Annotated in this window: 18 protein-coding genes and 1 pseudogene; 7 read left to right on the top strand and 12 right to left on the bottom strand. The window is 41.1% G+C overall.

Features of this window, described 5'->3' with window-relative positions:
- The 3 genes from A5870_RS00445 to A5870_RS00435 all read right to left on the bottom strand — a co-directional run.
- On the bottom strand, positions 1-1,163 hold a 1,163-nt coding region (locus A5870_RS00445; RefSeq protein WP_086291478.1), incomplete at its 3' end, for an MFS transporter.
- Positions 1,164-1,165: 2 nt separating this feature from the next.
- Positions 1,166-3,415, bottom strand: coding sequence for an alpha-galactosidase (locus A5870_RS00440; protein WP_086291477.1), 2,250 nt, complete (start codon positions 3,413-3,415; stop codon positions 1,166-1,168).
- A gap of 96 nt (positions 3,416-3,511) precedes the next feature.
- Entirely contained in the window at positions 3,512-4,366 is an 855-nt protein-coding gene (locus A5870_RS00435; protein ID WP_086291476.1) for an AraC family transcriptional regulator, read from the bottom strand.
- A gap of 461 nt (positions 4,367-4,827) precedes the next feature.
- Here A5870_RS00435 and A5870_RS00430 point away from each other — a divergent pair, with 461 nt between their 5' ends.
- Entirely contained in the window at positions 4,828-5,061 is a 234-nt protein-coding gene (locus tag A5870_RS00430) for a helix-turn-helix domain-containing protein (RefSeq protein ID WP_086291475.1), read from the top strand.
- Between the two features lie 70 nt (positions 5,062-5,131).
- Positions 5,132-5,690: pseudogene (locus tag A5870_RS00425) on the top strand (tyrosine-type recombinase/integrase).
- Positions 5,691-5,766: 76 nt separating this feature from the next.
- Here A5870_RS00425 and rpsI read toward each other — a convergent pair.
- Positions 5,767-6,159: a 30S ribosomal protein S9 gene (gene rpsI, locus A5870_RS00420; protein ID WP_003128901.1), complete on the bottom strand. Its 393-nt coding sequence runs from the start codon at positions 6,157-6,159 to the stop codon at positions 5,767-5,769.
- Between the two features lie 15 nt (positions 6,160-6,174).
- The gene (gene rplM, locus A5870_RS00415) at positions 6,175-6,621 is read right to left on the bottom strand and encodes a 50S ribosomal protein L13 (RefSeq protein WP_301280258.1); all 447 of its coding nucleotides are present in this window, start codon (positions 6,619-6,621) and stop codon (positions 6,175-6,177) included.
- Positions 6,622-7,027: 406 nt separating this feature from the next.
- Here rplM and A5870_RS00410 point away from each other — a divergent pair, with 406 nt between their 5' ends.
- Together A5870_RS00410 and argH are read left to right on the top strand one after the other, a co-directional pair.
- Positions 7,028-8,242 (top strand): argininosuccinate synthase, encoded by a 1,215-nt coding sequence (locus A5870_RS00410; protein ID WP_086291474.1) that lies wholly within the window; start codon positions 7,028-7,030, stop codon positions 8,240-8,242.
- Between the two features lie 54 nt (positions 8,243-8,296).
- Entirely contained in the window at positions 8,297-9,676 is a 1,380-nt protein-coding gene (gene argH / locus A5870_RS00405) for an argininosuccinate lyase (RefSeq protein ID WP_086291473.1), read from the top strand.
- 40 nt (positions 9,677-9,716) lie between these two features.
- Here the strand turns inward: argH and A5870_RS00400 are convergent, their stop codons facing one another.
- Entirely contained in the window at positions 9,717-10,205 is a 489-nt protein-coding gene (locus tag A5870_RS00400; protein ID WP_005230382.1) for a Dps family protein, read from the bottom strand.
- Between the two features lie 125 nt (positions 10,206-10,330).
- Here A5870_RS00400 and A5870_RS00395 point away from each other — a divergent pair, with 125 nt between their 5' ends.
- Positions 10,331-11,002, top strand: a complete 672-nt coding sequence (locus A5870_RS00395) for a prepilin peptidase (protein ID WP_086291472.1) — start codon at positions 10,331-10,333, stop codon at positions 11,000-11,002.
- A gap of 81 nt (positions 11,003-11,083) precedes the next feature.
- Here A5870_RS00395 and A5870_RS00390 read toward each other — a convergent pair whose 3' ends face one another.
- The gene (locus A5870_RS00390; RefSeq protein WP_086291471.1) at positions 11,084-17,275 is read right to left on the bottom strand and encodes a Spy0128 family protein; all 6,192 of its coding nucleotides are present in this window, start codon (positions 17,273-17,275) and stop codon (positions 11,084-11,086) included.
- Between the two features lie 293 nt (positions 17,276-17,568).
- Here A5870_RS00390 and A5870_RS17500 point away from each other — a divergent pair, with 293 nt between their 5' ends.
- Together A5870_RS17500 and A5870_RS17495 are read left to right on the top strand one after the other, a co-directional pair.
- Positions 17,569-18,429: a helix-turn-helix domain-containing protein gene (locus A5870_RS17500; protein ID WP_242595938.1), complete on the top strand. Its 861-nt coding sequence runs from the start codon at positions 17,569-17,571 to the stop codon at positions 18,427-18,429.
- Between the two features lie 15 nt (positions 18,430-18,444).
- Positions 18,445-18,984 (top strand): hypothetical protein, encoded by a 540-nt coding sequence (locus tag A5870_RS17495; protein WP_242595937.1) that lies wholly within the window; start codon positions 18,445-18,447, stop codon positions 18,982-18,984.
- 65 nt (positions 18,985-19,049) lie between these two features.
- On the opposite strand, the gene A5870_RS00380 is transcribed toward A5870_RS17495, so the two are convergent.
- From A5870_RS00380 to A5870_RS00360, 5 genes are read right to left on the bottom strand one after another with little or no spacing between them, the layout of a single operon-like run.
- Positions 19,050-19,949, bottom strand: a complete 900-nt coding sequence (locus A5870_RS00380; RefSeq protein WP_086291470.1) for a ketose-bisphosphate aldolase — start codon at positions 19,947-19,949, stop codon at positions 19,050-19,052.
- Between the two features lie 21 nt (positions 19,950-19,970).
- On the bottom strand, positions 19,971-20,825 hold the full coding sequence (locus A5870_RS00375; protein ID WP_086291469.1) for a class II fructose-bisphosphate aldolase: 855 nt from the start codon (positions 20,823-20,825) through the stop codon (positions 19,971-19,973).
- A 17-nt stretch (positions 20,826-20,842) separates the two neighbouring features.
- The gene (locus A5870_RS00370) at positions 20,843-21,922 is read right to left on the bottom strand and encodes a PTS fructose transporter subunit IIC (RefSeq protein WP_086291468.1); all 1,080 of its coding nucleotides are present in this window, start codon (positions 21,920-21,922) and stop codon (positions 20,843-20,845) included.
- Between the two features lie 46 nt (positions 21,923-21,968).
- The gene (locus tag A5870_RS00365) at positions 21,969-22,283 is read right to left on the bottom strand and encodes a PTS fructose transporter subunit IIB (RefSeq protein WP_086291467.1); all 315 of its coding nucleotides are present in this window, start codon (positions 22,281-22,283) and stop codon (positions 21,969-21,971) included.
- Between the two features lie 16 nt (positions 22,284-22,299).
- Positions 22,300-22,797: a PTS sugar transporter subunit IIA gene (locus tag A5870_RS00360; RefSeq protein ID WP_086291466.1), complete on the bottom strand. Its 498-nt coding sequence runs from the start codon at positions 22,795-22,797 to the stop codon at positions 22,300-22,302.
- Between the last annotated feature and the right edge of the window lies 1 nt (position 22,798).

Below are 22,798 nucleotides of genomic sequence, written 5' to 3'. Positions count from 1 at the left end.
GTTATTACTTTAGTATTTTTTTTATTTGACGCAAAAAATGTTACAAATAGGATGACAATAAATATTCCTGCGAATACAAAAAATGGAGCAGTTAAGCTGGTACTTTTTGTTAGAAATTGTGCTAGTTGCATAGAAATAGGAGCTATAAAATTGCCAATATTACAGCCAATAAAAATCAATGAAGTAGCAAAATTAATTGTATCCTTTGTAGTTACTTTATCTAAGTTACTAAAGATAAATGGGAAACACCATGATCCTGTTATACTTGATAAAAATAAACCTGTTAGCAGGAACGCCATATTACCATTTGACGTAGCAATTAACAAATTTGAAATTATAAAGAATATAATTCCCAAGTATAGGGTTCCTTTTCCTATCCACTTATTTATTGGTCCAAACATAAATCCTGCTAGTATTCCTAAGATAGGCATTAGAGCTAAATAGTTACTAGCATTAAAGTTTACCCCTTTAATTTCAGTTGCAATCGATGCAAATCGGACAGAAATAGCAATGCTATTCATTACGAGTAAGATTGCAAATAGGACTAGAGCAAAAACCATTGGATTCATCTTTTCTTTTACATGATTTTCAGGTATGACGCTATTTTCATCTCTAATTTCAGGAACTTTTAGCGCGAATAAGAGAGCTACAGGAAACGCAATTGCATAGACTAAAAAAGAAGCCGTCCAATTAATGTTCACTAAAACTCCAGCAAGAAAAATAAGAATTGTCTGACCTAAAGCTTCCATTGAATTTCTAATACCTAATAGTGTTGCTCTAGTATTGCCAGAATATAAAGAACTGATATATGTCACAGCCAATGAATTATATAATCCTAAACCGGCTCCTAATATTACTCGACTAATAAGAACGGTTTGGAAGGTAGCTGTAAATACTGGGATAATTCCTCCTATACCAGCTAATAATAAACCTAAAATTATTGTATTTTTCATTCCTATTCTTTTGGCAAAGTAACTAGATAATAAGATAAACACAATAACAGTTATACTTGGTGCAGTTCCTAAAAGTTCACTTTGACTTTGTGATATCCCCAAAGACTGTTTCATTTGTGGAATAACACCATTAATTGCTTGAGAGCTTGTTAACATTAGTGAAATACTTAAGATTGCTCCTTTTTGAAGTAAGCTTTTTTGGTTATTCATCTCTACTTTTCCTCCTGTGTTATAACCCAAATTTTAGAATCAAAATCAAATGTTTCTGGGCGTCGATTCTGATCATTTATTTGTCCACTAGATGCATCTGAACAGACTAGTCCTGCTCTCATCAATTCTATTCCAGATTGCAAACTATTTTGTCCTATTTTATAAAATCCGTCATTATCTAACCCTTTCAATTTCAACCGGCGATATGGAGCATTCACCTCATTTAATGTTTTGTAATGGGCTACAATAGCAGTCTTCTTATCATGGCTAACAACCATCCATGCAGTTTGATTATCATCATTGAATGGTGATAATAGTCTATAAAAAGTACCATTATGAATTATGGTTCTATATTTTTTATAAAAGGCAATTTGTTCTTTTACAATCCTCAAATCGCCTTCACTTAATTCATTTAAGTCAAGCTCATATCCAAATGCACCAAAAAAAGCTACATTTCCTCTAGTTTTTATAGGTGTTATACGGTTTGTTTGATGATTTGGAACAATTGATACATGAGCACCAATAGACGAAAGAGGATACAGCATACTAGTTCCATATTGAATTTTTAACCTTTCAATTGCATCTGAATCATCACTAGCCCAAGCTTGAGGTGCATAGTGAAGCATTCCAGGATCAAAGCGCCCACCACCTGATGAACAAGACTCAAATAGTATGTTAGGATATTTTGTTATAAGTTTTTCATATAAGCAATATACGCCTAGTACATATCTGTGGAATACTTCTCCTTGTTGATCTGCTGACAAGTGACTGTCAAATACATCAGTCAATGGACGATTCATATCCCACTTAATGTAATCTAAGTTTGATTCATCAATGATTTTACACATTTGATCGAAAATATTTTCAACAACCTCATCTAACCCAAAATTTAATACATATTGGTTCCTACCATGATTAGGTTTTCGATTAGGTGTAGAAATAATCCAATTCGGATGTGTGCGATATAACTCACTATCCTTATTCACCATTTCAGGTTCAAACCATAAACCAAATTTCATACCAAAACTACGAATTTTTTCTGAAAGGCTGCCGATTCCTCTAGGTAGTCTTTTAGGATTTACATGCCAATCTCCTAATCCTGCACAATCGTTTTCTCTTTCTCCAAACCAGCCATCATCTAATACAAATAATTCAATACCAACATCAAATGCTTTTTTAGCAATATTTACCAACTTTTCTTCGTCAAAATCAAAATATGTTGCTTCCCAATTATTAATTAAGACAGGACGGTCTTTTTCTCGCCACTTACCACGAGCTAAGCGTTTTCTAAATAGTTGATGAAAAGTTTGACTCATGGCATTTAAACCCTTACTTGAATAAACCAGAATCGCTTCTGGTGCTGTAAATATTTCTCCTGGATTGAGTTTCCAATTAAATCCAAATGGATTGATGCCAACTTGTAGTCTAGTAACATCCCATGTATCTACTTCTGCTTGAATTAAGAAGTTTCCTGAGTAAACTAGTGCTGCACCAATAGCTTCTCCTTGATTTTCATCAGTATTTTTTCTTTTTAAAGTAACAAATGGGTTATGCTGATGGCTTGAAATACCTCGAGTAGATTCAATTGATTGAATTCCTTGTTGTAAAGTACGCGACTTAATAGTTCTTTCTCTTCCCCAAGCACCAGATAATTGTTGCCATTCATAATTTGCATCGGGTAAATCCAATGATAAACTGCTAATATTCTCGATTATTTGAATATCTTTTCCTTTATTCATAACTCGCGCGCTACGAGTAATAACAGGATAATCTCTATAAATTGTATATAATAATTCTACTTGAACATTTGTAACTGAATCTAAAACATAAACTTTCAATGTTTTGCTTTCATCATTATTATCAACATAGGTAGCAGGTAAACCTTCTAGTTTAGGTTTTCCTTCTTCCACTTCGTACCCTTGATATACAAAATTTGTTAAACGAGATCCATTTTTCTGTAATAACGAAATGGAAGGATGTCTAAAATCAGTTGTACCATATTCAGGAAACTCTTGTTTTAAGTGTTCAAGCGAATATAGCAAATCGCTTTCATTTCTATAAGTAGTCATAGGTCGATGGTGCATTTCAATTAGATGGCTATAATCGCTATCTGGCAAGTTTTCTCCATAATATAAATGCAATAATTTACCATCTTCCGATATCTTAAAAATGTAACTTATCTCCTGATTAAACAAATGAAATTGTTGGTTTTCTGATCGATAAATAATATTCATTTCATTATCCATATACATAAGCTCTCCTCCGTTTCTTTATTGCATTATAAAAAACGCTCACATAAATAGTAAGCGTTTAAAGTAACGAATATTTATCAAAATCAAATGTTTAGTTTATTCACCATTAATGATTCCTAGACCTAATCTACGTTTTCGATATACTCCCGGTGAAACACCATTTGCTTTCTTAAAGGCTTTAGAAAAAGATTGTACTGTTGAGAATCCTATCTTGTCACTGATTTGCTGGATTGAATATTCAGTTGATGATAACAGATCGTTTGCAATAGAAATTTTGATTTCACTAATATACTCTTTTATTGATATTCCCATATCATTCTTAAACAATCGTGATAAATAATTTTCGTGTATCGATAGACTGACAGCAATATCTTTAACAGATAATTTTTGATACGCATTTTCGCGGATTATTTCAATTGTTTGACGAACAAAAGGATTCATCTTTTTAGTAATTATCCCTTCATTCAGATAACTAGCTGAACTTAAGAGGAGTTCTAAAAATTTATAAACTTGTTTTTGTCTGGACAATTCACTAACTAGATTGTCCTGATCATACGATAAGGTTTCAAAAATTAATCCTTTAAATGAATTTAAATTTTCGACTTTAAAAGCAAGATGTTCCTTTCCAACACCAATTTCTTTTAGATAGTATTCTACAAAATTGCCACTTAAACCCAACCATACATATGACCACGGCTTTTTTTCATCTGCTTGATAAAAAGTAGATACTCCTGGTGGGATAACAAATCCTTGCCCTTTCTTCAGAAAATATTTTTGATCATTAATTGAATAATAGCCTTCACCTTCTACCACTATGTGTATTAAGTATTGTTCTCGAATAGCTGGTCCAAAACTATGTCTAGGTTCTGTTTTTGAGTATCCACAAAAATTAAAGTAACAATCTCTCAACTGAGTATTAGGTTCTTTTACTAAATATAGAGAATTTTCCATCTTCGCCCTCCTATATTAGATTTGGATAATTTTTGTTTCGTTATGTTTATATTATTACATAATAACCATCTATTTAATCAATTGTTTCGTCTTTTATTTTATTTATGTACTAGTTGAAATGAATCATACTGTCTAATAATAAATTCTCTATCACTCAAAAACGATATAAAAACTATTATACTCCTTTTATATTTTTTTGTCTCGATGTGTCTTTTTATACACGTTTTCCGTTATTAATGGTGAATAGAAGAAAAATCCTATTTTGATCATTGAAAATTAAATATAATTTTTGAATAACGTTCCCTGCTATTCGAGCGAGAAACTCAAGTACGCCATGACCTAGTTAGAGATAAATACTTAGTGATTCTTTTTATTTTGGAACAACAAAACGCCATGACAATAGCAGTATATAATGATATTTCCGTAAGGCTCGCCATAAACTGGCGGGAGGTGAAATTCCTATGCGCTTACCCAAAGCAATTCAAAAATTCCAAATCATTATTTTAGGAGATGATTTTATAAAGTCGAGAGTCTACTTGAATAAAAAACAGACCTGTGAATTTCTGGGAATTGATAATAATACTTTAGATAAATGGATTCGTATATACAATTTTCCAGTAATAAGAATTGATGGTATAGTACGCTTTGACATAAAAGATATCAAAGATTTCATGAATACATTTAAAACAATTTGAAATTTTCTTCTCGCCGCATATACTAAAATTAGCGAAATATACTGCCTTACTTTTTTAAGGAGTGAGGAGTTTGCCTACAAAACTTTCAAATGGAAAATATAAAACTAATCTGAGGTATCCAAAAAAATTCAGAGAAATAACAGGAACTACATCAGAAAAGTATCAAAAAACATTTCCAACTAGGCAGCTGGCTATTAAAGCCGAAAACGATATGAAAAAGAAAATAGAAAAAGTCTTAAGGGAGGAGAATGCAAACTCATTAGAATTAAATGGAAGTCAGTGCAAGCTGAGCAATTGTTGAGATTAAAAATTAAACAAACATCAGATCAGTATCTCTTTACCTATACTAAACCATCCGGAGAAGTAAATTGCCTTGTTCACGCTGATTACCTAAACTGTAGAATCAATTCAATTAAAAGACGACATTCTGAATTGGCTCATTTATCTCCACATAAGCTTCGTCATACTTATGCAACTATAGCTAGACAAGGTGGAGCAAATATGAATCAATATCTAGTGCTTTAACACACTCAGATATTTCTACTACGAGAATATATGTAAATACACCAGATGTAGTAGATAAAACTGTTTTTGAAGCCTTTCAGAGAGGGTTGAATAAATGTGATTAATATGTGTTCTTAAAAAAGAAAAAGACACTTTTCAAATAATTGAAAAGTGCCTTGAAACATTGATATATAAATAATATTAACGTTTTGAAAACTGTGAAGCTTTACGAGCTTTCTTAAGACCTGGTTTTTTACGTTCAACCATACGTGCATCACGAGTAAGTAAGCCAGCACGTTTAAGAGCTAAACGGAAATCAGGATCAACTTGTAACAATGCGCGTGCGATACCGTGACGGATTGCACCTGATTGTCCAGCGTATCCACCACCATTTACGTTTACAAAAACATCGTATGAACCTTTAGTTTCTGTAACGCCGAATGGTTGGTTGATTACTTCACGCAAGTCTGCGTGTGGGATGTATTCTTCAACATCTTTTTTGTTAACAGTAATTTTACCAGTACCTGGTACTAAACGTACGCGGGCTACTGCATTTTTACGACGGCCAGTGCCGATATATTGAGCTTGTGCCAATGAAATTCCCTCCTATTAGATTAAGTTTGTGATGTCCAATACTTCTGGTTGTTGTGCAGCATGTGGGTGTTCAGCGCCAGCATAAACATGAAGTTTCATTCCTTGTTTACGGCCTAAAGTGTTTTTAGGAAGCATGCCTTTTACAGAAGTTTCGATCAAACGACGAGAATTTTTAGCACGTAATTCTCCAGCAGAGACTGATTTCAATCCTCCTGGGAAGTTTGAGTGACGGTAATAAATTTTATCGCTTGCTTTGTTACCTGTTAATTTGATTTTTTCTGCATTAATGACGATTACGAAATCGCCTGTATCCACATGAGGTGTGAATGTTGGTTTATTTTTACCACGTAAGACAGATGCTACTACTGCTGAAAGACGACCCATAGGAACATCTGTTGCATCTACTACGTACCATTTACGTTCTACTTCGCCTGGTTTGGCCATATATGTTGTACGCACAATTTTTTCCTCCAATTCAATTTCACGAATGTTTGACATACACTTGAGTTTCCGGGGCTCTTGTGGGGCAAACAATACCATATAACATAATACCTTCTATAAAGCCTAATGTCAACGTAATTCCGCCTCTTTTTGAAAATTTTCTCCATTCGTTTTCTGCTATTTTCTCTGAAAAACGAAACTTGTTGTTGCAGGCTTCTAAAACTGAATATCTTTATGAATATTATGTATAAAATTTCATTAACAAAGTGAGCATCCACTTCTTTTCCTTAACCATCGACAATAGTATAAAAACCTGATAATCACCACTTTTATGTATAAATATTTAATTTTACCCTTGATTTATTATTTTTATTCTGATAAGATAGCTTCAATCACTTGAAAACATGCGGAAAAGGAGTTAATAAGTATGAAAGAAAAAGTAATATTGGCCTATTCTGGAGGATTAGATACCTCCGTTTCAATTAAATGGTTAACGGACCAAGGATATGATGTGGTGGCTTGCTGCCTAGATATCGGTGAAGGTCGCGACACCCAATCCATTAAAGACAAAGCGTTGGCAGTTGGCGCGATTGAATCTTATGCCATCGATGCCCGCGAAGAATTCGCCCAAGATTTTGCTTTGATCGCTTTACAAGGCAATACTTTTTATGAAAATTCTTATCCTCTTGTTTCCGCTTTGTCTCGTCCATTGATCGCCAAGAAATTGGTGGAATTGGCATTAGCGACTGGCGCAACGACCGTCGCCCACGGCTGTACTGGTAAAGGCAACGACCAAGTTCGGTTTGAAGTAGCGATCTCCGCTTTAGCGCCTCACTTGAAAGTGATCGCACCGGTTCGGGAATGGAAATGGTCCCGAGAAGAAGAGATTGCCTATGCGGCTGAAAAAGGAGTGCCGATTCCCGCTGACTTGGACAATCCGTATTCCATCGACCAAAACTTGTGGGGACGTGCCTGTGAGTGCGGCGTCTTAGAAGATCCTTGGGCAACCCCGCCAAAAGGAGCCTACGCCATCACACAAGAATTAGAAGATACTCCTGACGTACCAACGATCGTTGAGATCACTTTTGATCAAGGGGTACCGACCGCCATTGATGGCGAAACGATGAATCTAGCAGAATTGATCATGAAACTAAACCGGATGGCTGGCGAACATGGCGTTGGTCGGATTGACCATATCGAAAATCGTTTGGTGGGGATCAAATCACGGGAAGTTTATGAATGTCCAGGAGCGATCGCTTTGATGACAGCTCATAAAGAATTGGAAGATTTGGTCTTTGTCCGGGAATTGGCGCATTTCAAACCAATCATCGAGCAGCAATTAGCCCAAGTCATCTATGATGGTCTTTGGTTCAATCCATTGACGGAAGCCTTGATTACCTTCCTGAAAAGCACGCAAGTCTACGTCAACGGGATCGTGCGTTTGAAATTGTTCAAAGGCAACGTCATTTGTGAAGGACGTAAATCTGAAAACAGTTTGTACGATGAAAACTTAGCAACGTATACTTCTGCAGATACCTTTGATCAGCATGCGGCCATCGGCTTCATCAAATTATGGGGACTGCCAAGCAAAGTGCACGCTGAGATCCAAGCACAACAGCAACTAACAGAAACATTGATTTAAGTATGCACGGCTGAAGCTGCCGCTTCAGCCGTAATCTTTTTTTGAGGTGAGAATATGGCAAAATTATGGGGCGGACGTTTCGATGGGAAAAACGAAGCATGGATCGATGCTTTTGGGGCTTCCATCACGTTTGATCAAAAGTTAGCAAAGCAAGACATTCTTGGCAGTTTGGCACATGTCAAAATGCTGGTCCATACGGGCATCATCAGTCAAACCGATGGCGAAGCGATCATTGGCGGCTTGACCACGATTCAACAGCAATTAGCCGCTGGCGAATTGACCTTCACGATTGAAAATGAGGACATCCATTTAAACATCGAGACATTCTTGCATGAATTGATTGGACCAGTGGCAGGCAAATTGCATACTGCCCGTAGTCGTAATGACCAAGTGGCGACCGATATGCATTTGTATTTGAAAGAAGTCGTGCAAGAGGTGATCACTTTGATCGCTGAATTGCGAGAAGCGCTGGTTTTACAAGCCGAAGCCAACATCTACACCATCATGCCTGGTTATACCCATCTGCAGCATGCACAGCCGATTTCTTTTGCCCATCACCTCTTAGCCTATTACAGTATGCTGACGCGTGACCAAGAGCGTTTCAGTGAGAGTTTGAGCCGCATCGATGTGATGCCTTTAGGCAGTGCTGCTTTGGCAGGAACTACCTTCCCTATCGATCGTGCTTTCACTGCTCAAGAGTTAGGGTTCAGCAATATTTACAGCAACAGCCTAGATGCGGTCAGTGATCGTGATTTTATCTTGGAATTTTTAAGCAACGCCTCTTTATTGATGATGCATCTGTCTCGTTTTTGTGAAGAGCTGATTCTTTGGTGCAGCCACGAGTACCAATTCGTGGAACTGACCGATACCTTCTCCACCGGCAGCTCCATTATGCCTCAAAAGAAAAACCCTGACATGGCGGAGCTGATCCGTGGAAAAACAGGACGTGTCTATGGGAATCTCTTTGGCCTTTTGACGGTCATGAAGGGTTTGCCGCTGGCGTACAACAAAGATTTCCAAGAAGACAAAGAAGGCATGTTTGACAGTGCCGAAACCATCACGAAAAGCTTGCAGATCATGACAGGCATGATCGCAACGATGAAGGTCAATCAAGCACGGATGCAAGAATCCACTGAAAAGGATTTTTCTAACGCAACAGAATTAGCGGATTACTTAGCTGGCAAAGGCGTGCCTTTCAGACAAGCCCATGAGATCGTTGGCAAGCTCGTCAGTGAGTGTTTGAGCAAAGGCATCTATCTGCAAGATGTTTCCTTGGAAGACTACCAAGCGATCCATCCTGCCATCGACAGCGATATTTTTGAAAAACTTGATTCCTATACCGCCGTCAAAAATCGTCATTCGTATGGCGGCACCGGTTTTGATCAAGTGGCACAGCAAATTGAAGCCGCCAAAGCATTATTGGCAAGCAAGTAAAAAAACCAGCGAAGAAAATTCTTCGCTGGTTTTTTGTTGATTAATGACGTACGCGAGATTTCGCTGGATCGATCAATGGCGCTTCGCCTAAGTGCGCTTGGATCATCCAAATACGTTTTTCGATGGCTGTTTTGAAGCCGATGAAGATATCTTGGGTTGGATCGTCGCCTTCTTCACCAGATACTTCGATCCCTTTTTGGTATAAGTCCGCTAAGTAACGGTAGCCTTCCACCAATGTAGCTAAGCGTTCTGGAATCGTGCGGTCCCAGTTACCCACTTCATCAGGGATTTGAGTGTGTTCTGCCATTTCACGCAAAGTTGAATATGGTGAACCGTCTAATGTAATCAAGCGTTCAGAAACTTCATCCAATTGCTCATTTAGATCATCCATGAATTCGTCCATCATTGGATGCAAGGTCAAAAAGCCAGGTCCACGCATGTACCAGTGTGTTTGGTGAACGACCATAGCCATTTGGCTTAAATCAGCAACAAGTTGGTTTAATACTTCTTTTGTTTGTTCAAATTTCATAACGATTCCTCCTCTAAATTATCTATTTTAAGGATAATACGAAACAAATAAAAAGTACAACAAAATCATCTATTTGAGAAAATTTCTCACTCTCTTACGTATTTCTTTATGAGGGGGTACGAAAAATGACGATTTTCGTGTTTTTTTTAGGCGCTTTACTCGGCTTCTTTTGGCTTTTACTCTTGCAAACCCTGTTTTGGAATCCACCAAAAAGTGATTCTCGTTCTCACTACCAGAAAGTGAACAAAGTTTCGGATAACCATTGGTTTTTTCTGCTTCCTACAAGATGGCCTTCATCCCCGCTTTATTGGGTCTTCGCTTGCATATGCTATGGCGGACTTTGCGGGGTTGCCTTTCATGCTTCAGAAAGCTTCCTGGCTTTTGTCTGGCTGACCAGTGCCTTTTTACTCAGCTTGACCGACTTGATAGACTATAGCGTCTACCCGCAACTGCTGTACCCCGCCCACCTACTGCTAGCGCTGGCACAGCTTAGAAGCGGCGCTTCTTTTCAATGGCTGTCTTTAGGCTTGCTGGTTCCACTGGTCTTTTTTGTCTGGCAGGAAAAAATGGGCGGCGGCGATCTCTTAGTGCTGGCAGGCTGGGGCACTTGGCTAGCGCCAAAGACACTTTTGGCCCTCTTACTGGTAGCCAGCAGTCTCGGTCTCCTCGCTTTTTTTAGCTATCAAGGCATCTGGAAGAAACGATTGGCGCAGTTGCCCTTCGTCCCCTTCTTGAGTCTGGGTTTGCTGATTGTTCGCTTTCTAGTGTTTCATACTTTTGACGCTTTTTTTCTTTGAAGTGAAGAAAAACAGGACAGGAAAAAGCGGGACAAGTTGGCCTCATCCCGCTTTCTCTTTCTGCTCTGTTGCTTCCCCTGCCTATGATAACGGCGTCCGTTTTTTGCGATCAAGGTAGATGCCTACTGCGATCACTACTAACAACAGTCCCAAGACGACCCAACCAGCGGTCGTGGTGTCATTGGTTTTCGGTAAGTTGCCAGTTCCCGGTTTCGTTGTTTTGCCTTCTTTGACACGGTTGTTGAATACCATGTCTGCCGTTTGCTCCGCTTCAGCTACTAATTTTCCTGCTTGATCTTTGACGGTGACCGTTACTTGATAGGTGGTTTCATCATAGATGATCGTTGCATCGTTGCCAGCTTTTTCACGAATCGTGTAACGATGTTCCCCAGCATCGTCATACGTCAATGCATCAAAGGTAATCGTTCCATTTGCATCATTGCGTTGGGTTTGCAGAACCTTTCCAGCTTCATCCACTAATTCAAATGCGAATTCGTTGGCTTGCAAATCTCTACCCGTCAAGACTTTCTTAGCACTTAGTACGACACTGCCTGCTTGTGGTTGGTAGCTGTTTTCAAAGACTTGATCGCCTTCGTATTCCGCCACTGCGGTCAACTGTCCCGCTTCATCGATGACCGTTACGACTACTGCCAGTTCTTTCGTATCGTAGGTGATGGTACCGTCAGTTCCTGCTTTCTCACGAATGGTGTAGTGGTACTCACCTGTTTCATCATATGTGAGAGCATCAAAGTAGATTTGTCCGGTTGCATCATTGGCTTTTGTTTGAAGTACAGTTCCATCTTCATCGACTAGTTCAAAATCGAATTCGTTTGCTTGTAATGTACGACCAGTTAAGGTTTTCTCGGCACTTAGTACGACACTGCCAGCTTTTGGTTGGTAGCTGTTTTCAAAGACTTGATTGCCTTCGTATTCCGCAACTGCCGTGAGCTGTCCGTCTTCATCCGTTACAGTGACAACTACCGCCAGTTCTTTCCTATCGTACGTAATCGTGCCATCGATTCCTGCTTTCTCACGGATGGTATAGTGGTACTCACCTGTTTCCTCGTAAGAGAGTGCGTCAAAGTAGATCTTGCCAGTGCCATCGTTGGCTTTTGTTTGAAGAACAGTTCCGTCTTCATCGACTAGTTCAAAATCGAATTCGTTTGCTTGTAGCGTACGACCAGTTAAGACTTTCTCGGCACTTAGTACGACACTGCCTGCTTGTGGTTGATAGCTGTTTTCAAAGACTTGATTGCCTTCGTATTCCGCAACTGCGGTCAACTGTCCGGCTTCATCAGTGACGGTTACAACTACCGCCAGTTCTTTTGCATCGTAAGTGATGGTGTCATCGTTTCCTGCTTGCTCACGGATGGTATAGCGGTATTCGCCAGCTTTCTCATAGGCGAGAGCGTCAAAGTAGATTTGTCCGGTTGCATCATTGGCTTTTGTTTGAAGTACAGTTCCATCTTCATCCACCAGTTCAAAGGCAAATTCGTCAGCTTGTAAGGTGCGGCCGGTCAAGACTTTCTCGGCACTTAGTACGACACTGCCGGCTTTTGGCGTATAGTCGTTTTCAAAGATCGCATTGCCATCATACGTTGCTTTTGCCACTAGTTGCCCGTCTTCATCGGTGACTTTTACGACAACGCCAATTTCTTTCGTGTCATAGGTAATGGTACTATCTGCGCCAGCTTTTTCCCGAATCGTATAACGGTATTCGCCGACTTCGCCATATGTCAATTCATCGAAATAGATTTGACCATTTACGTCATTGGTTTTCGTCTGCAACACGTTGCCTGCTTCACCGACTAGCTCAAAGGCAAACTCGTTGGCTTCCAGCGTGCGGCCCGTCAATACTTTCTCAGCATTCAGCACCACTCCGCCGACTTTTGGCGTATAGTCGTTTTCAAAGACTTGGTTACCTTCATATTCGGCAACTGCGGTCAACTGTCCGTCTTCATCGGTGACGGTCACGACTACCGCTAGTTCTTTCGTATCGTAAGTGATGGTACCGTCAGTTCCTGTCTTCTCACGAATGGTGTAGTGATACTCACCTGTTTCCTCGTAAGGGAGCGCGTCAAAGTAGATCTTGCCAGTGGCGTCATTGGCTTTTGTTTGAAGTACAGTTCCATCTTCATCGACTAGTTCAAAATCGAATTCATTTGCTTGTAAGGTACGACCGGTTAAGACTTTCTCGGCACTTAGTACGACACTGCCGGCTTTTGGCGTATAGTCGTTTTCAAAGACTTGGTTGCCTTCGTATTCGGCAACTGCCACAAGCTGTCCGTCTTCATCGGTGACGGTCACAACTACCGCCAGTTCTTTTGCATCGTAAGTGATGGTGCCGTCAGTTCCTGCTTTCTCACGGATGGTATAGCGGTATTCACCTGCTTTATCGTAAGGAAGAGCGTCAAAGTAGATCTTGCCAGTTGCATCATTGGCTTTTGTTTGAAGTACAGTTCCTGCTTCATTGACTAACTCGAAGTCAAATTCTTCTGCTTTCAAATCACGACCAATCAGTACTTTCTCAGCACTCAAAACGACACTACCGGCTTTTGGCGTATAGTCATTTTCAAAGACTTGATTGCCTTCATAGACTGCTTTCGCAATCAACTGGCTGTCTTCTTCCGTGACGGTCACAGTTACCTTTAGTTCCTTGTCAGTATAGGTGATGGTTGGATCGTTGCCGGCTTTTTCCCGAATCGTATAGTGGTACTCGCCAGGCTCGTTGTAAGTGATGGCGTCAAAGGTAACTTGACCGTTACCGTCATTGGTTTGCGTTAAAATCACAGAGCCAGCTTCATCCACCAGGTGGAAAGTAAATTCGCCGTCTTTCAACTCGCGTCCATCAAGCATTTTCTGAACATTCAAGGCAAGGGTTGTTTCTTTGATTTCTCGCTTATTGGCTAGTTCAAAAACATAATTGACTTGCTCATCAGAAATAGTGAAGGTGTACTGAGTCGCATCTCGTTCATATCCTTCTGGTGCGGTGATTTCTTGGATCATGTAATCGCCGTAGCGCAGATTGTCGATCCGTTCAATGGCGTTGCCGTTTTCCATGATCTGATTGTTTTTCACCACCAGATTCGACAAGATGACTTCATAGGTGTTTTGCGCATTTTTGCGGCTTAGTTGGAAAACTGCTTCTTCATCGATCCCTCGTTCTTTCGTGCCATCGGCATCGTATTTCACGATCGTCAAGGAGCCGTTCGTCCCAGAAGAGGTTCCGCTACCGTCTGTCGACTTGATGGTAACTTCTTTGGTCACTGTGTGAATTTCGATCTCACTACCCGTCAAATTGACACTATTGGCCACCCGTTCATTGTTCAAAATCCCGGGATCAAGCTGTGTTTGATAAACGATAAAGTACGGTTTATCAATCAATTCTTCAAAAGCGATCACTAACGATTGCGTCCCTGCGACCACATCCGAGGTGATTTTCGGATTGTCTTCGTTGGTGAAGGTGACTTTTTCCCCTTTTTCCCAAGTGCCATTGTTTAAGACCGCTTCATACACATCTACGATCACGTTATCGTCGGCATCGCGTAAAAAGGTGTGCTGATTGTAGTTGATGGTATCGGTCACTACCGCATTGTGGATTTTGCGACTGTCCGCGTTGATCATGATTTCCCAATCGAGCAACCGATTGTTCTCGGCATTCTGGCTGCCGTTTTTCATCAACCAGTCCGTTTTCGCAGACTTGTCGACTTGGCCATCGGCAGTCAACGTTGTGTCATTGTCCGTCAATGTAATAGTATTTTTGTAGGTAAATACTTCTTCAGATGCTTCCGTTGCCAAGAAGACCGCCAGTGTTTCTGACGTTTCTTTCAGCAAGGTGATCGTAACTTTCTTCGTGTCAGGGTCATAAGTGTAACTGTAATCCTCGTTTAGCACCAATTGCTCTTTCAGTGCTCTGACTTGTGTCGTATATCCAGTTACCGTGACCGTGTATAGCGCCAAGTCTTTCAAGGTTTGGCCTTCTTGCAGCTGGTCCGTGATGGTTGCATCTTTATTGATTTTTTCTTTGTACGTATTGAATAGCCCCATCCAATAGACTTGATCGCTTGAAGCAGTCTGCTCATCAAAAATAGTTCCTAGATTCCGACCTAATACAGCGGTAATCGCTTTGGCGACATCTTCCCCTTCACCAATGAATAGGCCGTATTTCAAGGCATTTTTAACCCAGTTGGTATCCATCCAAGTATTGGATTCAGAAGCTTCCGTGAACGTATTGCCGGCTTCGTCTTTATAATGGACAAACGCTGCATTACTAAACCGGCTGCTAGAACTTCCTAATGCGATCTGCTGTGAAACATCGAAGCTGGTTTTGAAATTAACAGTGATCGTTGCCGAGGTCGTTTGGTACGCTCCTTGCAGCTTGATGCGAAAACCACTCTCAAGTTCCTTCGTTGATCCATCGGCTAGCGTTTTCGTTTCTGTGATCAGCTCTAGCGTATAGTCGGTATTGAGCTCTAAAGGCTCGGTCACCCCGCTGGCTGTCACGATTAACGTATCCGCCAATAAAGCTAAAGCACTGCTGTTTGCGCCAGAGATCAATTGATAGCGGTCTTCTATAATCAGGTCGCTAACTTTTTGCTGATTGGTATTAGCTTCAATTTTCCATGCGACAGTCTTCGCCTCATAATCTTTAGTGCCAGCGGTTTTCACGACACCGATCGTTTTGGTTGGTGTCACTGTCCCGCTGCCCGTCAACGAGGTATTTTGATTGTCGCGGATCGAAGCGTAATTGTATATACGGGTATCGGCTAAAACCGATTCATACAACTGGGTGTCGTATTGGATCTTGTAGTAGCCAGCTTTGGCAAACGTGATGCCAAAGCGTACGATTTCCCCCTCTTTGTCCAGCTGGTATGTCCCATCAAAGGACCAATCCTCTGAAGGGATTGGATTACCGTCTTTGTCAGTGATCACCAAAGTTTCTGGAACAAAAAAGTGCAAGGCTTTTTCAGGATCTGTTCCCGAGTAGGTCTGATCCAAAACTCTGGCTTGATCTTTGTCCAATGTAACGGAAATTTCCCAAGATGCTCGTTTCGTTTCTGGATCGTAGCCTTTAAATCGTTTGTATTCTGATTGTTCATCGTAGGTAACCGTTGCTTCTGCGGTTTTTTCTGTAAAATCGCTACCGTTGATTGTTGCCGTGTTTTTGAAAGAAGAAGCCGTTGGATCGGTGACTGCACTATTAATGACGATTCGAACCGGTTGATTAACCGTTTGATTGAAGGTAAACGTATTGTTAACACTGTTAAACGTATATAAGCCATCGGTACGAATCCATTCATCGGTGGATTCATCGTACAAGTAGCCTGTCGAGGTACTATAAGCTAATCCTTGTGGCATCTTATCGGTAATCACCACATCATGCAATTCACGACTGGTTTGGTTAAAAATAATTTCCCAAACCACTGAACCGCTGGAAGTCACGTTACCCGTCTTAATGATATCGACCTCATAAATAGGTAATGTAATGATGATCTCATGGCCATCTTCATCGTAAATCCCGGTAGGAATGGTCACTTCCTCAGTAACGGTGCTTACACTTAATTCAGTGATCAGATCAATAGTCCCTGAGCGGTTGGAAAGTGTTTGTGCCGCCTCATTAAAAGTAACGGTCAATGTACCATCGAGTGCTAAGGTAAAGCTTCCGATCGATTGTCCGCCGGAACGGGTCAATTCACCACTGACGGTGTTATGAATGGCAAAATAATTCGGCAATTGATACGTATAATAATCACCAGCACGAATTTCTTCCGTATCTGCTAACGACCAGTCAAAATGAATTTTGATATTGTCATTATACATCGGTGGATTTTCGGCAGTGAAAGGCTGATCGTTTAAGTCAGTGATTCGGACATTGTCAAAAAGCTGCACGCCCCGTTCATTCAGGTTGGCACTAAGATTTTCAGCGGTAGCAGAAGCTTCCGTTTCCGTCTCAGCATCTGGCGCTCGGGGTTGAATGCTGTTTTGATTCAGTGTCGAAGATGCTTGGGTTGCTTGACTTTCACTAGGAACGGTTGCTTGTTCTTCTTCTGCTTGACTCGTTGCTGACTGAACTGCTCCCGCTGTCGATGAATCCGTAGGTGCTTTTTCCGTATCGATCGTTCCGGTCACAGGTTCAGTACTTTCTAACGTTTCGGTCGTTCTTTCGGTGCTTTCGGTTGCGTTGATTGCTTCTGCTAGAATGATCGTTGGTTCACAAAAAATGGAACCAAGCAAGACTAGCAAACATATATAGATAGAAAGTTGTTTTTTCATAATTGTTCATTCCTTTTTATAAATTTTTTTCAATTGATCTCGGAAGTGCTCTGCGCATAACATTGTTCAAAAGTGAGCAATATATCCCAATAAACAACTGCTTTTTGCCTCCTCACTAAGGTTCAATCATTTTGGTCTTTGCTACTTGTATCAAACGTATTACTACTATTCCACACTTCTATTTTCCCAAAATTTTGGGGTGGGATGTATTCAAAAAAAATACAACACGCAATTTTTTTGAATACATGTAAAAAAGTGATACTATTTACTTAAAAGGGGGCTCGACGGGCATCATGTTACGGAAATTGTTATCATCTACAACACAAAAGAAACTACAGCTGATTGAGTATTTATTAGACGATCAGGGGACGAGTCTTCACGATCTAGCAGTGAAATTTTCCATTTCAATGTCTGCAGCGAAAACCTATATCGCGGAAATCGACAATGAATTTTCGTTTCTGGACTTACAATTTGACGATTATTCAGCTGTTCGCCTACACTTGCATCCTTTCGCTACTCGACTAGACGTATACAGCCATTTTTTAAATCGCTCGTCTGCGTTCCAATTGTTAGAACTACTCTTCTCATCAAGTTTCACTAGTTATAACATGCTGGCACTAGAATTAAATTTAAGCAAGTCATCGATCATTCGTTTGATCAAGAGGATCAATTTGGTTCTGGCACCGTATGATTTCTTCATCGCAACCAAGCCCATCCAGTTAAAAGGAAATGAACACAACATTCGGCAATTTTTTCTGATTTTTTTCTTAGAGAAGTACCAGTATGAATTTGTGGATGCCAACATTAACCAAGAACAGGATTTCTTGAAGATCGCCCGTATCATGGCAGCTGCGACGCCCCTAAAACTTTATTTTTCCGACATCAAAAAAATTGCTTTTGTAATCTACATCAACACGAAGCGCGATCGTCTATACGCTTCTAATCCCAATGGGAACCACATCGAATATTTCTTAGAGAAAATCGATTTGAGCGAATTTACTGGCTACAGTCGGGCTTATGTCGAGAAAATGGTCGGTTATGTCACGTCCCACATTGGTCAAGACCCTGATGTCTTTCGTAAGACCAAACAAGAGTTTTATCAAATGACCAAACGTATATTTAGAAAATACAACTACCATGAAGCCAATTTTTAAGAGAAGCTCGACGCCGTGGTCTTTTCTTATTTTCTTGGGATCAACTTGCAGGTTCCTTACTGCATCTTGGATGATCGCTTTGCTCGTTTTGTTGATAATTGTGATTTAGTCCAACAGACAGTCAATCAAGACATCGTTCAGGTTTTGACCCATTCAAATTTGCCAATCATTCGACCAAGTACAATCAATTACCTAATTTATATTTTCCATACCTCTTTTCCAAATTTCTCCAAAGAAATCATCGATGCCCACGCTGACTTTCGCTTAGCTTTGTTTTATGATACAAATAGTTACCATACGGAATTTATCCAAACGAAAATCCAACAGTTTATTCCCTATCAGCTAACGATCACGATCTTAAATCCTCTAGACTCGTTTTCTCTGACCAAACTGGACGAGACTTATGATTTGATCATCGGCAATCTGACCCCCTCCTGCAGAAAAAATTTATTTCATTATGCAGACATCAACCTAACTTCGAATGACTTGGCGTTTATCGCTCGGCAGGTTCAGGAAAAGGGGATTCGGATGCTGCAAGAAAAGAATGCGCAATAAAAAAACACCCTCGAAAAGCCGCAATTTAGCGATTTTCGAGGGTGTTTCCATTATTTGTTTGCTGTTTAGTTTAGTTCACTACGCCATGGCTGGATATTTTGCTGGCGATACAAAGCTGCTTTCCCAATTGCATTGAAGAGGGTCATTTTTTGCGTAACCACTGCTTTAGCTGCCTCAATGCATTCTGGGTAAATAGCATTTGGATCCCATAATTCTGTTTCAGCTAAAATTTGACGGCATTTTTTGTAAAAGGCGTATTTATAATCAGAGGAGATATTTACTTTTTGGATACCGATTGCCACTGCCTGAGCGATTTCTTCATCGGGATTGGCCGATCCGCCATGCAACACCAACGGGATATCGACACGATCTTTGATTTCTTGCAAGACATCCATTTTTAGTTCCGGTTTGATATCTTTCGGATAAATACCATGGGCAGTTCCAATCGCAACTGCTAGTGTATCAATGCCTGTCTTCTCAATGAATTCTTGTGCATCTTCTGGACGAGTATAAATTACTTCGGAGACGCCCCCTTCAACGGAGGTTCCGGTATTGCCGATCGTTCCCAGCTCGCCTTCGACAGATACCCCAATCGGATGGCAAATCTCGGTAATCTGTTTTGTCAGAGCAATATTTTCTTCAAAAGGCAGCAATGACCCATCGATCATCACCGAGCTGAACCCGCAATGGATCGCCCGCATAATACTTGCCAGACTGTCGCCATGATCCATATGGATCACGATCGGCACAGAACTGTTTTTCGCTCTGGAAACTGCATAGTGGAAAAATTCATCCTTTGTAAAGGCCAATTCTGTTGGGTGGACCGCAATGATGGCTGGTGCATCGTTTTCTTCCGCTGCTTCGATAACGACGCGTAAAAAGTTACTGTCTGCGACGTTAAAGGCACCAACGGCAAATTGATTTTCTTTGGCAACGGTCAGTAATTGTTTCATATTGATCAACATATAAGTGTGCTCCATTCTTTTTTAAAGTGATTTGTTTTTTGATCCAGATAATTCGATATACTCTTTGACGACTGCTTTTCCTGCTTCGATGGTTTGGTGGATCAGGGTCGGATAATCGCTTTCGGGACAAGCATCCAGCTGTTGGTGCAGGGCATTTCTTTGGGCTTTCATAAAATCAGCCCCTACATTGATTTTATTGATTCCTAATGCCACGGAACGTAAGATATTCTCTCTACCGGCTCCCGAGCCACCATGCAAAACCAGCGGTAGGTCAGTGGCTTCTTTGATTGTTTGAACGATATCAAAGCGAAATGCCGGGCGGTACCCTTCTGGATAATCCCCATGACTGGAGCCGTAAGAAAGAGCGAGACAGTCGACCCCGGTTGCTCGAATAAAATGGATGGCTTCCTCTGGATCGGTATACATCCCATCGCTAGTATACTGATCCCCAGCCACTGCTCCCATGTCCCCAACCTCTGCTTCGACACTGGCATTATAGGCTTGCGCAAATTGCACGATCTCTTTGGTGATGGCGATGTTTTTTTCTAAAGGATGCATAGAGGCATCCATCATGACGCTTGAGAACCCTTCATGGAGACATTGTTTGACGAAGGCGATATCCTGTCCGTGATCCAGATTGATGGCAACCTCCACATTGACATTTTCCGCCATCCGAATGATCGGCTGGGTTAAGTAACGATGATCCAGATGGGTTTTTAAATGGTCTTGCAACAAATCCACGATGATGGGTGCATGAGATTCTGCAGCGGCATCGATCACTGCTTTAGCGGTTTCTAGGTTAAAACAATTGATAGCCATAACCGCATAGTTTTCTCGATTGGCTTTTTGCAGCATCTCTTTCATTGATACATACATCTTCTTCGCTCCTTTTCTTAAGAAATTTCAATCGACGAAAAGTCAATGTCTTCTTCCTCTTCCACGATGGGCGTTTCAACGGGTGCCTTTTTCAATGCAAAGAGCAAAACACCGGTGATGGCAGAACCAATCAAGAGTGCGATGGTAAATTTCAGTGGATCCGTCATGGCAGGAATGATGAAGACCCCTCCAGATGGTACCGGTGAACCGACGCCCCAAACCATGCTTAGACCACCGCCGACGGCTGCTCCGGCCGTACAGGAAAAAATGACGCGAAACGGATCGACGGCAGCGATCGGGATCACCCCTTCTGTGATCATGCAAAGACCCATTGGAAAAGCGATCTTGATGTTGTCTTCTTCTTCCGTAGAATATTTGGGTCGGCGTAAGAGACGAGAGAGGACCCAAGAGATCGTAACACCAAAGGGCGGCACCATTGAGGCTAAAATTTTCACGGCTTCGGGTTCTTGAATGCCTTCCAATAATAGCCCATCAGCAAATAGCGAGGCGACTTTGTTGACGGGTCCGCCAAAATCAAAGGCAGCCATACCACCGACAATCGCGCCAAATAAGAAATTCCCCGAGCCTTGCAGATTCGTTAAGAAGGTAGTCAACGCGTCAGTGGCCCACACGATCGGTACACCGATGACGAAGAACATCAAAGCACCGACGATCAGTGTCGACAAAACTGGAACGATCATCATTGGCATCAGACCTTGTGCCCAACGTGGTACTTTAAGGTTTTTTACTAAGAATAAGACCAGATAACCTGCGAGATAGCCTCCTAACATTCCCCCTAAAAAGCCTGCGCCAATCGCATTGGCAATCAGTCCCATAAAGAGTCCGGGAGCGATTCCTGGACGATCGGCAATGGAGTAGGCGATCGCGGCAGCGATCACTGGCGCCAGCAGCCCCATCCCTAAAACGCCCAGCGAGACCAGTGCATCCGGGATCGTATAGGCAGCATCGTAATTTTCAATGACTGTGCCGTTGGTAAGATTTCCGATCGCAATCAAAAGCCCGGCTGTTACAACGACCGGCAGCATATACGAGATGGCGGTTAAGGCATGTTTTTTCAACTGCAGCTGTTTCATCATTTGTTTCATCCCCCTTTAAATTTGCATTGTCAGAACATCCATTGATTCATCCCTGATTTAATTTTTCTTCAATCGTTTTAAGCAAACGCTTAGGCGCTTTGATCACCATACTAGTTGGAATTTCTACTATTCGCTTGCCTTCAAAGCGGTCTCTGCCGCCGATTTTGATATCTGCCGCAATAATGACAACATCAGCTGCTTGAATATCTGCTTCTGTCAATTCACTTTCTGTCCCGATGGTTCCTTGGGTTTCGATATGGACTTCATGACCAAGTTCTTTCGCAGCTGTTTCAATTTTTTGCTTAGCAATATACGTATGAGCGATTCCTGAAGTACAAGCAGCTACACCAACGATTTTCATCTCTTCTCCCCCTTTCTTAGTTTTCTGCCATTGGATCTTTAGCAAGCAAGGCCATCATTTGATCCTTTGTCCCTGACGCAACGAGACGATCAATAAACGATTCATCTGCTAGTAGCATCGCTACCTTTTGCAGCAGCTTGATATGCATCGTATTGGCATCGGTATTTTTGACTGCAAACAAGATAATTACTTGAACGGGCGCTTCATCGATGGACTCCCATTCAAGCGGACGCTTGGTTTTTCCGATCACTAAGGAAGTCTTTTTCACACTGTCTGACTTTCCATGTGGGATTGCTAAGCCATGTCCGATACCGGTCATTCCTTCCATTTCTCGGGCAAAGACATCTTGGGTGAACCCTGCTAAATCGGTAATTATCTGGTTTTCATATAAAAGTTCAGAGAGTTCAGTGATCGCCTCTTCTTTTGAATTCGCTTCCATTTCCATCTTGATAAGATTGGGATTGATTACATCTGCGATACTGAACGCTTGGATCGTTTGGCTTTCGTTTTTCATC

The organism is Enterococcus sp. 2G9_DIV0600 (genome assembly GCF_002140615.1).
GTDB lineage: Bacteria > Bacillota > Bacilli > Lactobacillales > Enterococcaceae > Enterococcus_D > Enterococcus_D innesii.
The sequence above is the reverse complement of the archived record's forward strand: the minus strand, read 5'-3'. Positions and strand labels throughout refer to the sequence as shown.

What these genes read in the sequence shown, in the direction of transcription:
- A5870_RS00440 (WP_086291477.1), bottom strand. Translation starts at nt 3,415, where the DNA reads ATGTATATGGATAATGAAATGAATATTATTTATCGATCAGAAAACCAA.
- A5870_RS00435 (WP_086291476.1), bottom strand. Translation starts at nt 4,366, where the DNA reads ATGGAAAATTCTCTATATTTAGTAAAAGAACCTAATACTCAGTTGAGA.
- A5870_RS00430 (WP_086291475.1), top strand. Translation starts at nt 4,828, where the DNA reads ATGCGCTTACCCAAAGCAATTCAAAAATTCCAAATCATTATTTTAGGA.
- A5870_RS00410 (WP_086291474.1), top strand. Translation starts at nt 7,028, where the DNA reads ATGAAAGAAAAAGTAATATTGGCCTATTCTGGAGGATTAGATACCTCC.
- argH (WP_086291473.1), top strand. Translation starts at nt 8,297, where the DNA reads ATGGCAAAATTATGGGGCGGACGTTTCGATGGGAAAAACGAAGCATGG.
- A5870_RS00400 (WP_005230382.1), bottom strand. Translation starts at nt 10,205, where the DNA reads ATGAAATTTGAACAAACAAAAGAAGTATTAAACCAACTTGTTGCTGAT.
- A5870_RS00395 (WP_086291472.1), top strand. Translation starts at nt 10,331, where the DNA reads ATGACGATTTTCGTGTTTTTTTTAGGCGCTTTACTCGGCTTCTTTTGG.
- A5870_RS00390 (WP_086291471.1), bottom strand. Translation starts at nt 17,275, where the DNA reads ATGAAAAAACAACTTTCTATCTATATATGTTTGCTAGTCTTGCTTGGT.
- A5870_RS17500 (WP_242595938.1), top strand. Translation starts at nt 17,569, where the DNA reads ATGTTACGGAAATTGTTATCATCTACAACACAAAAGAAACTACAGCTG.
- A5870_RS00380 (WP_086291470.1), bottom strand. Translation starts at nt 19,949, where the DNA reads ATGTTGATCAATATGAAACAATTACTGACCGTTGCCAAAGAAAATCAA.
- A5870_RS00375 (WP_086291469.1), bottom strand. Translation starts at nt 20,825, where the DNA reads ATGTATGTATCAATGAAAGAGATGCTGCAAAAAGCCAATCGAGAAAAC.
- A5870_RS00370 (WP_086291468.1), bottom strand. Translation starts at nt 21,922, where the DNA reads ATGATGAAACAGCTGCAGTTGAAAAAACATGCCTTAACCGCCATCTCG.
- A5870_RS00365 (WP_086291467.1), bottom strand. Translation starts at nt 22,283, where the DNA reads ATGAAAATCGTTGGTGTAGCTGCTTGTACTTCAGGAATCGCTCATACG.
- A5870_RS00360 (WP_086291466.1), bottom strand. Translation starts at nt 22,797, where the DNA reads ATGAAAAACGAAAGCCAAACGATCCAAGCGTTCAGTATCGCAGATGTA.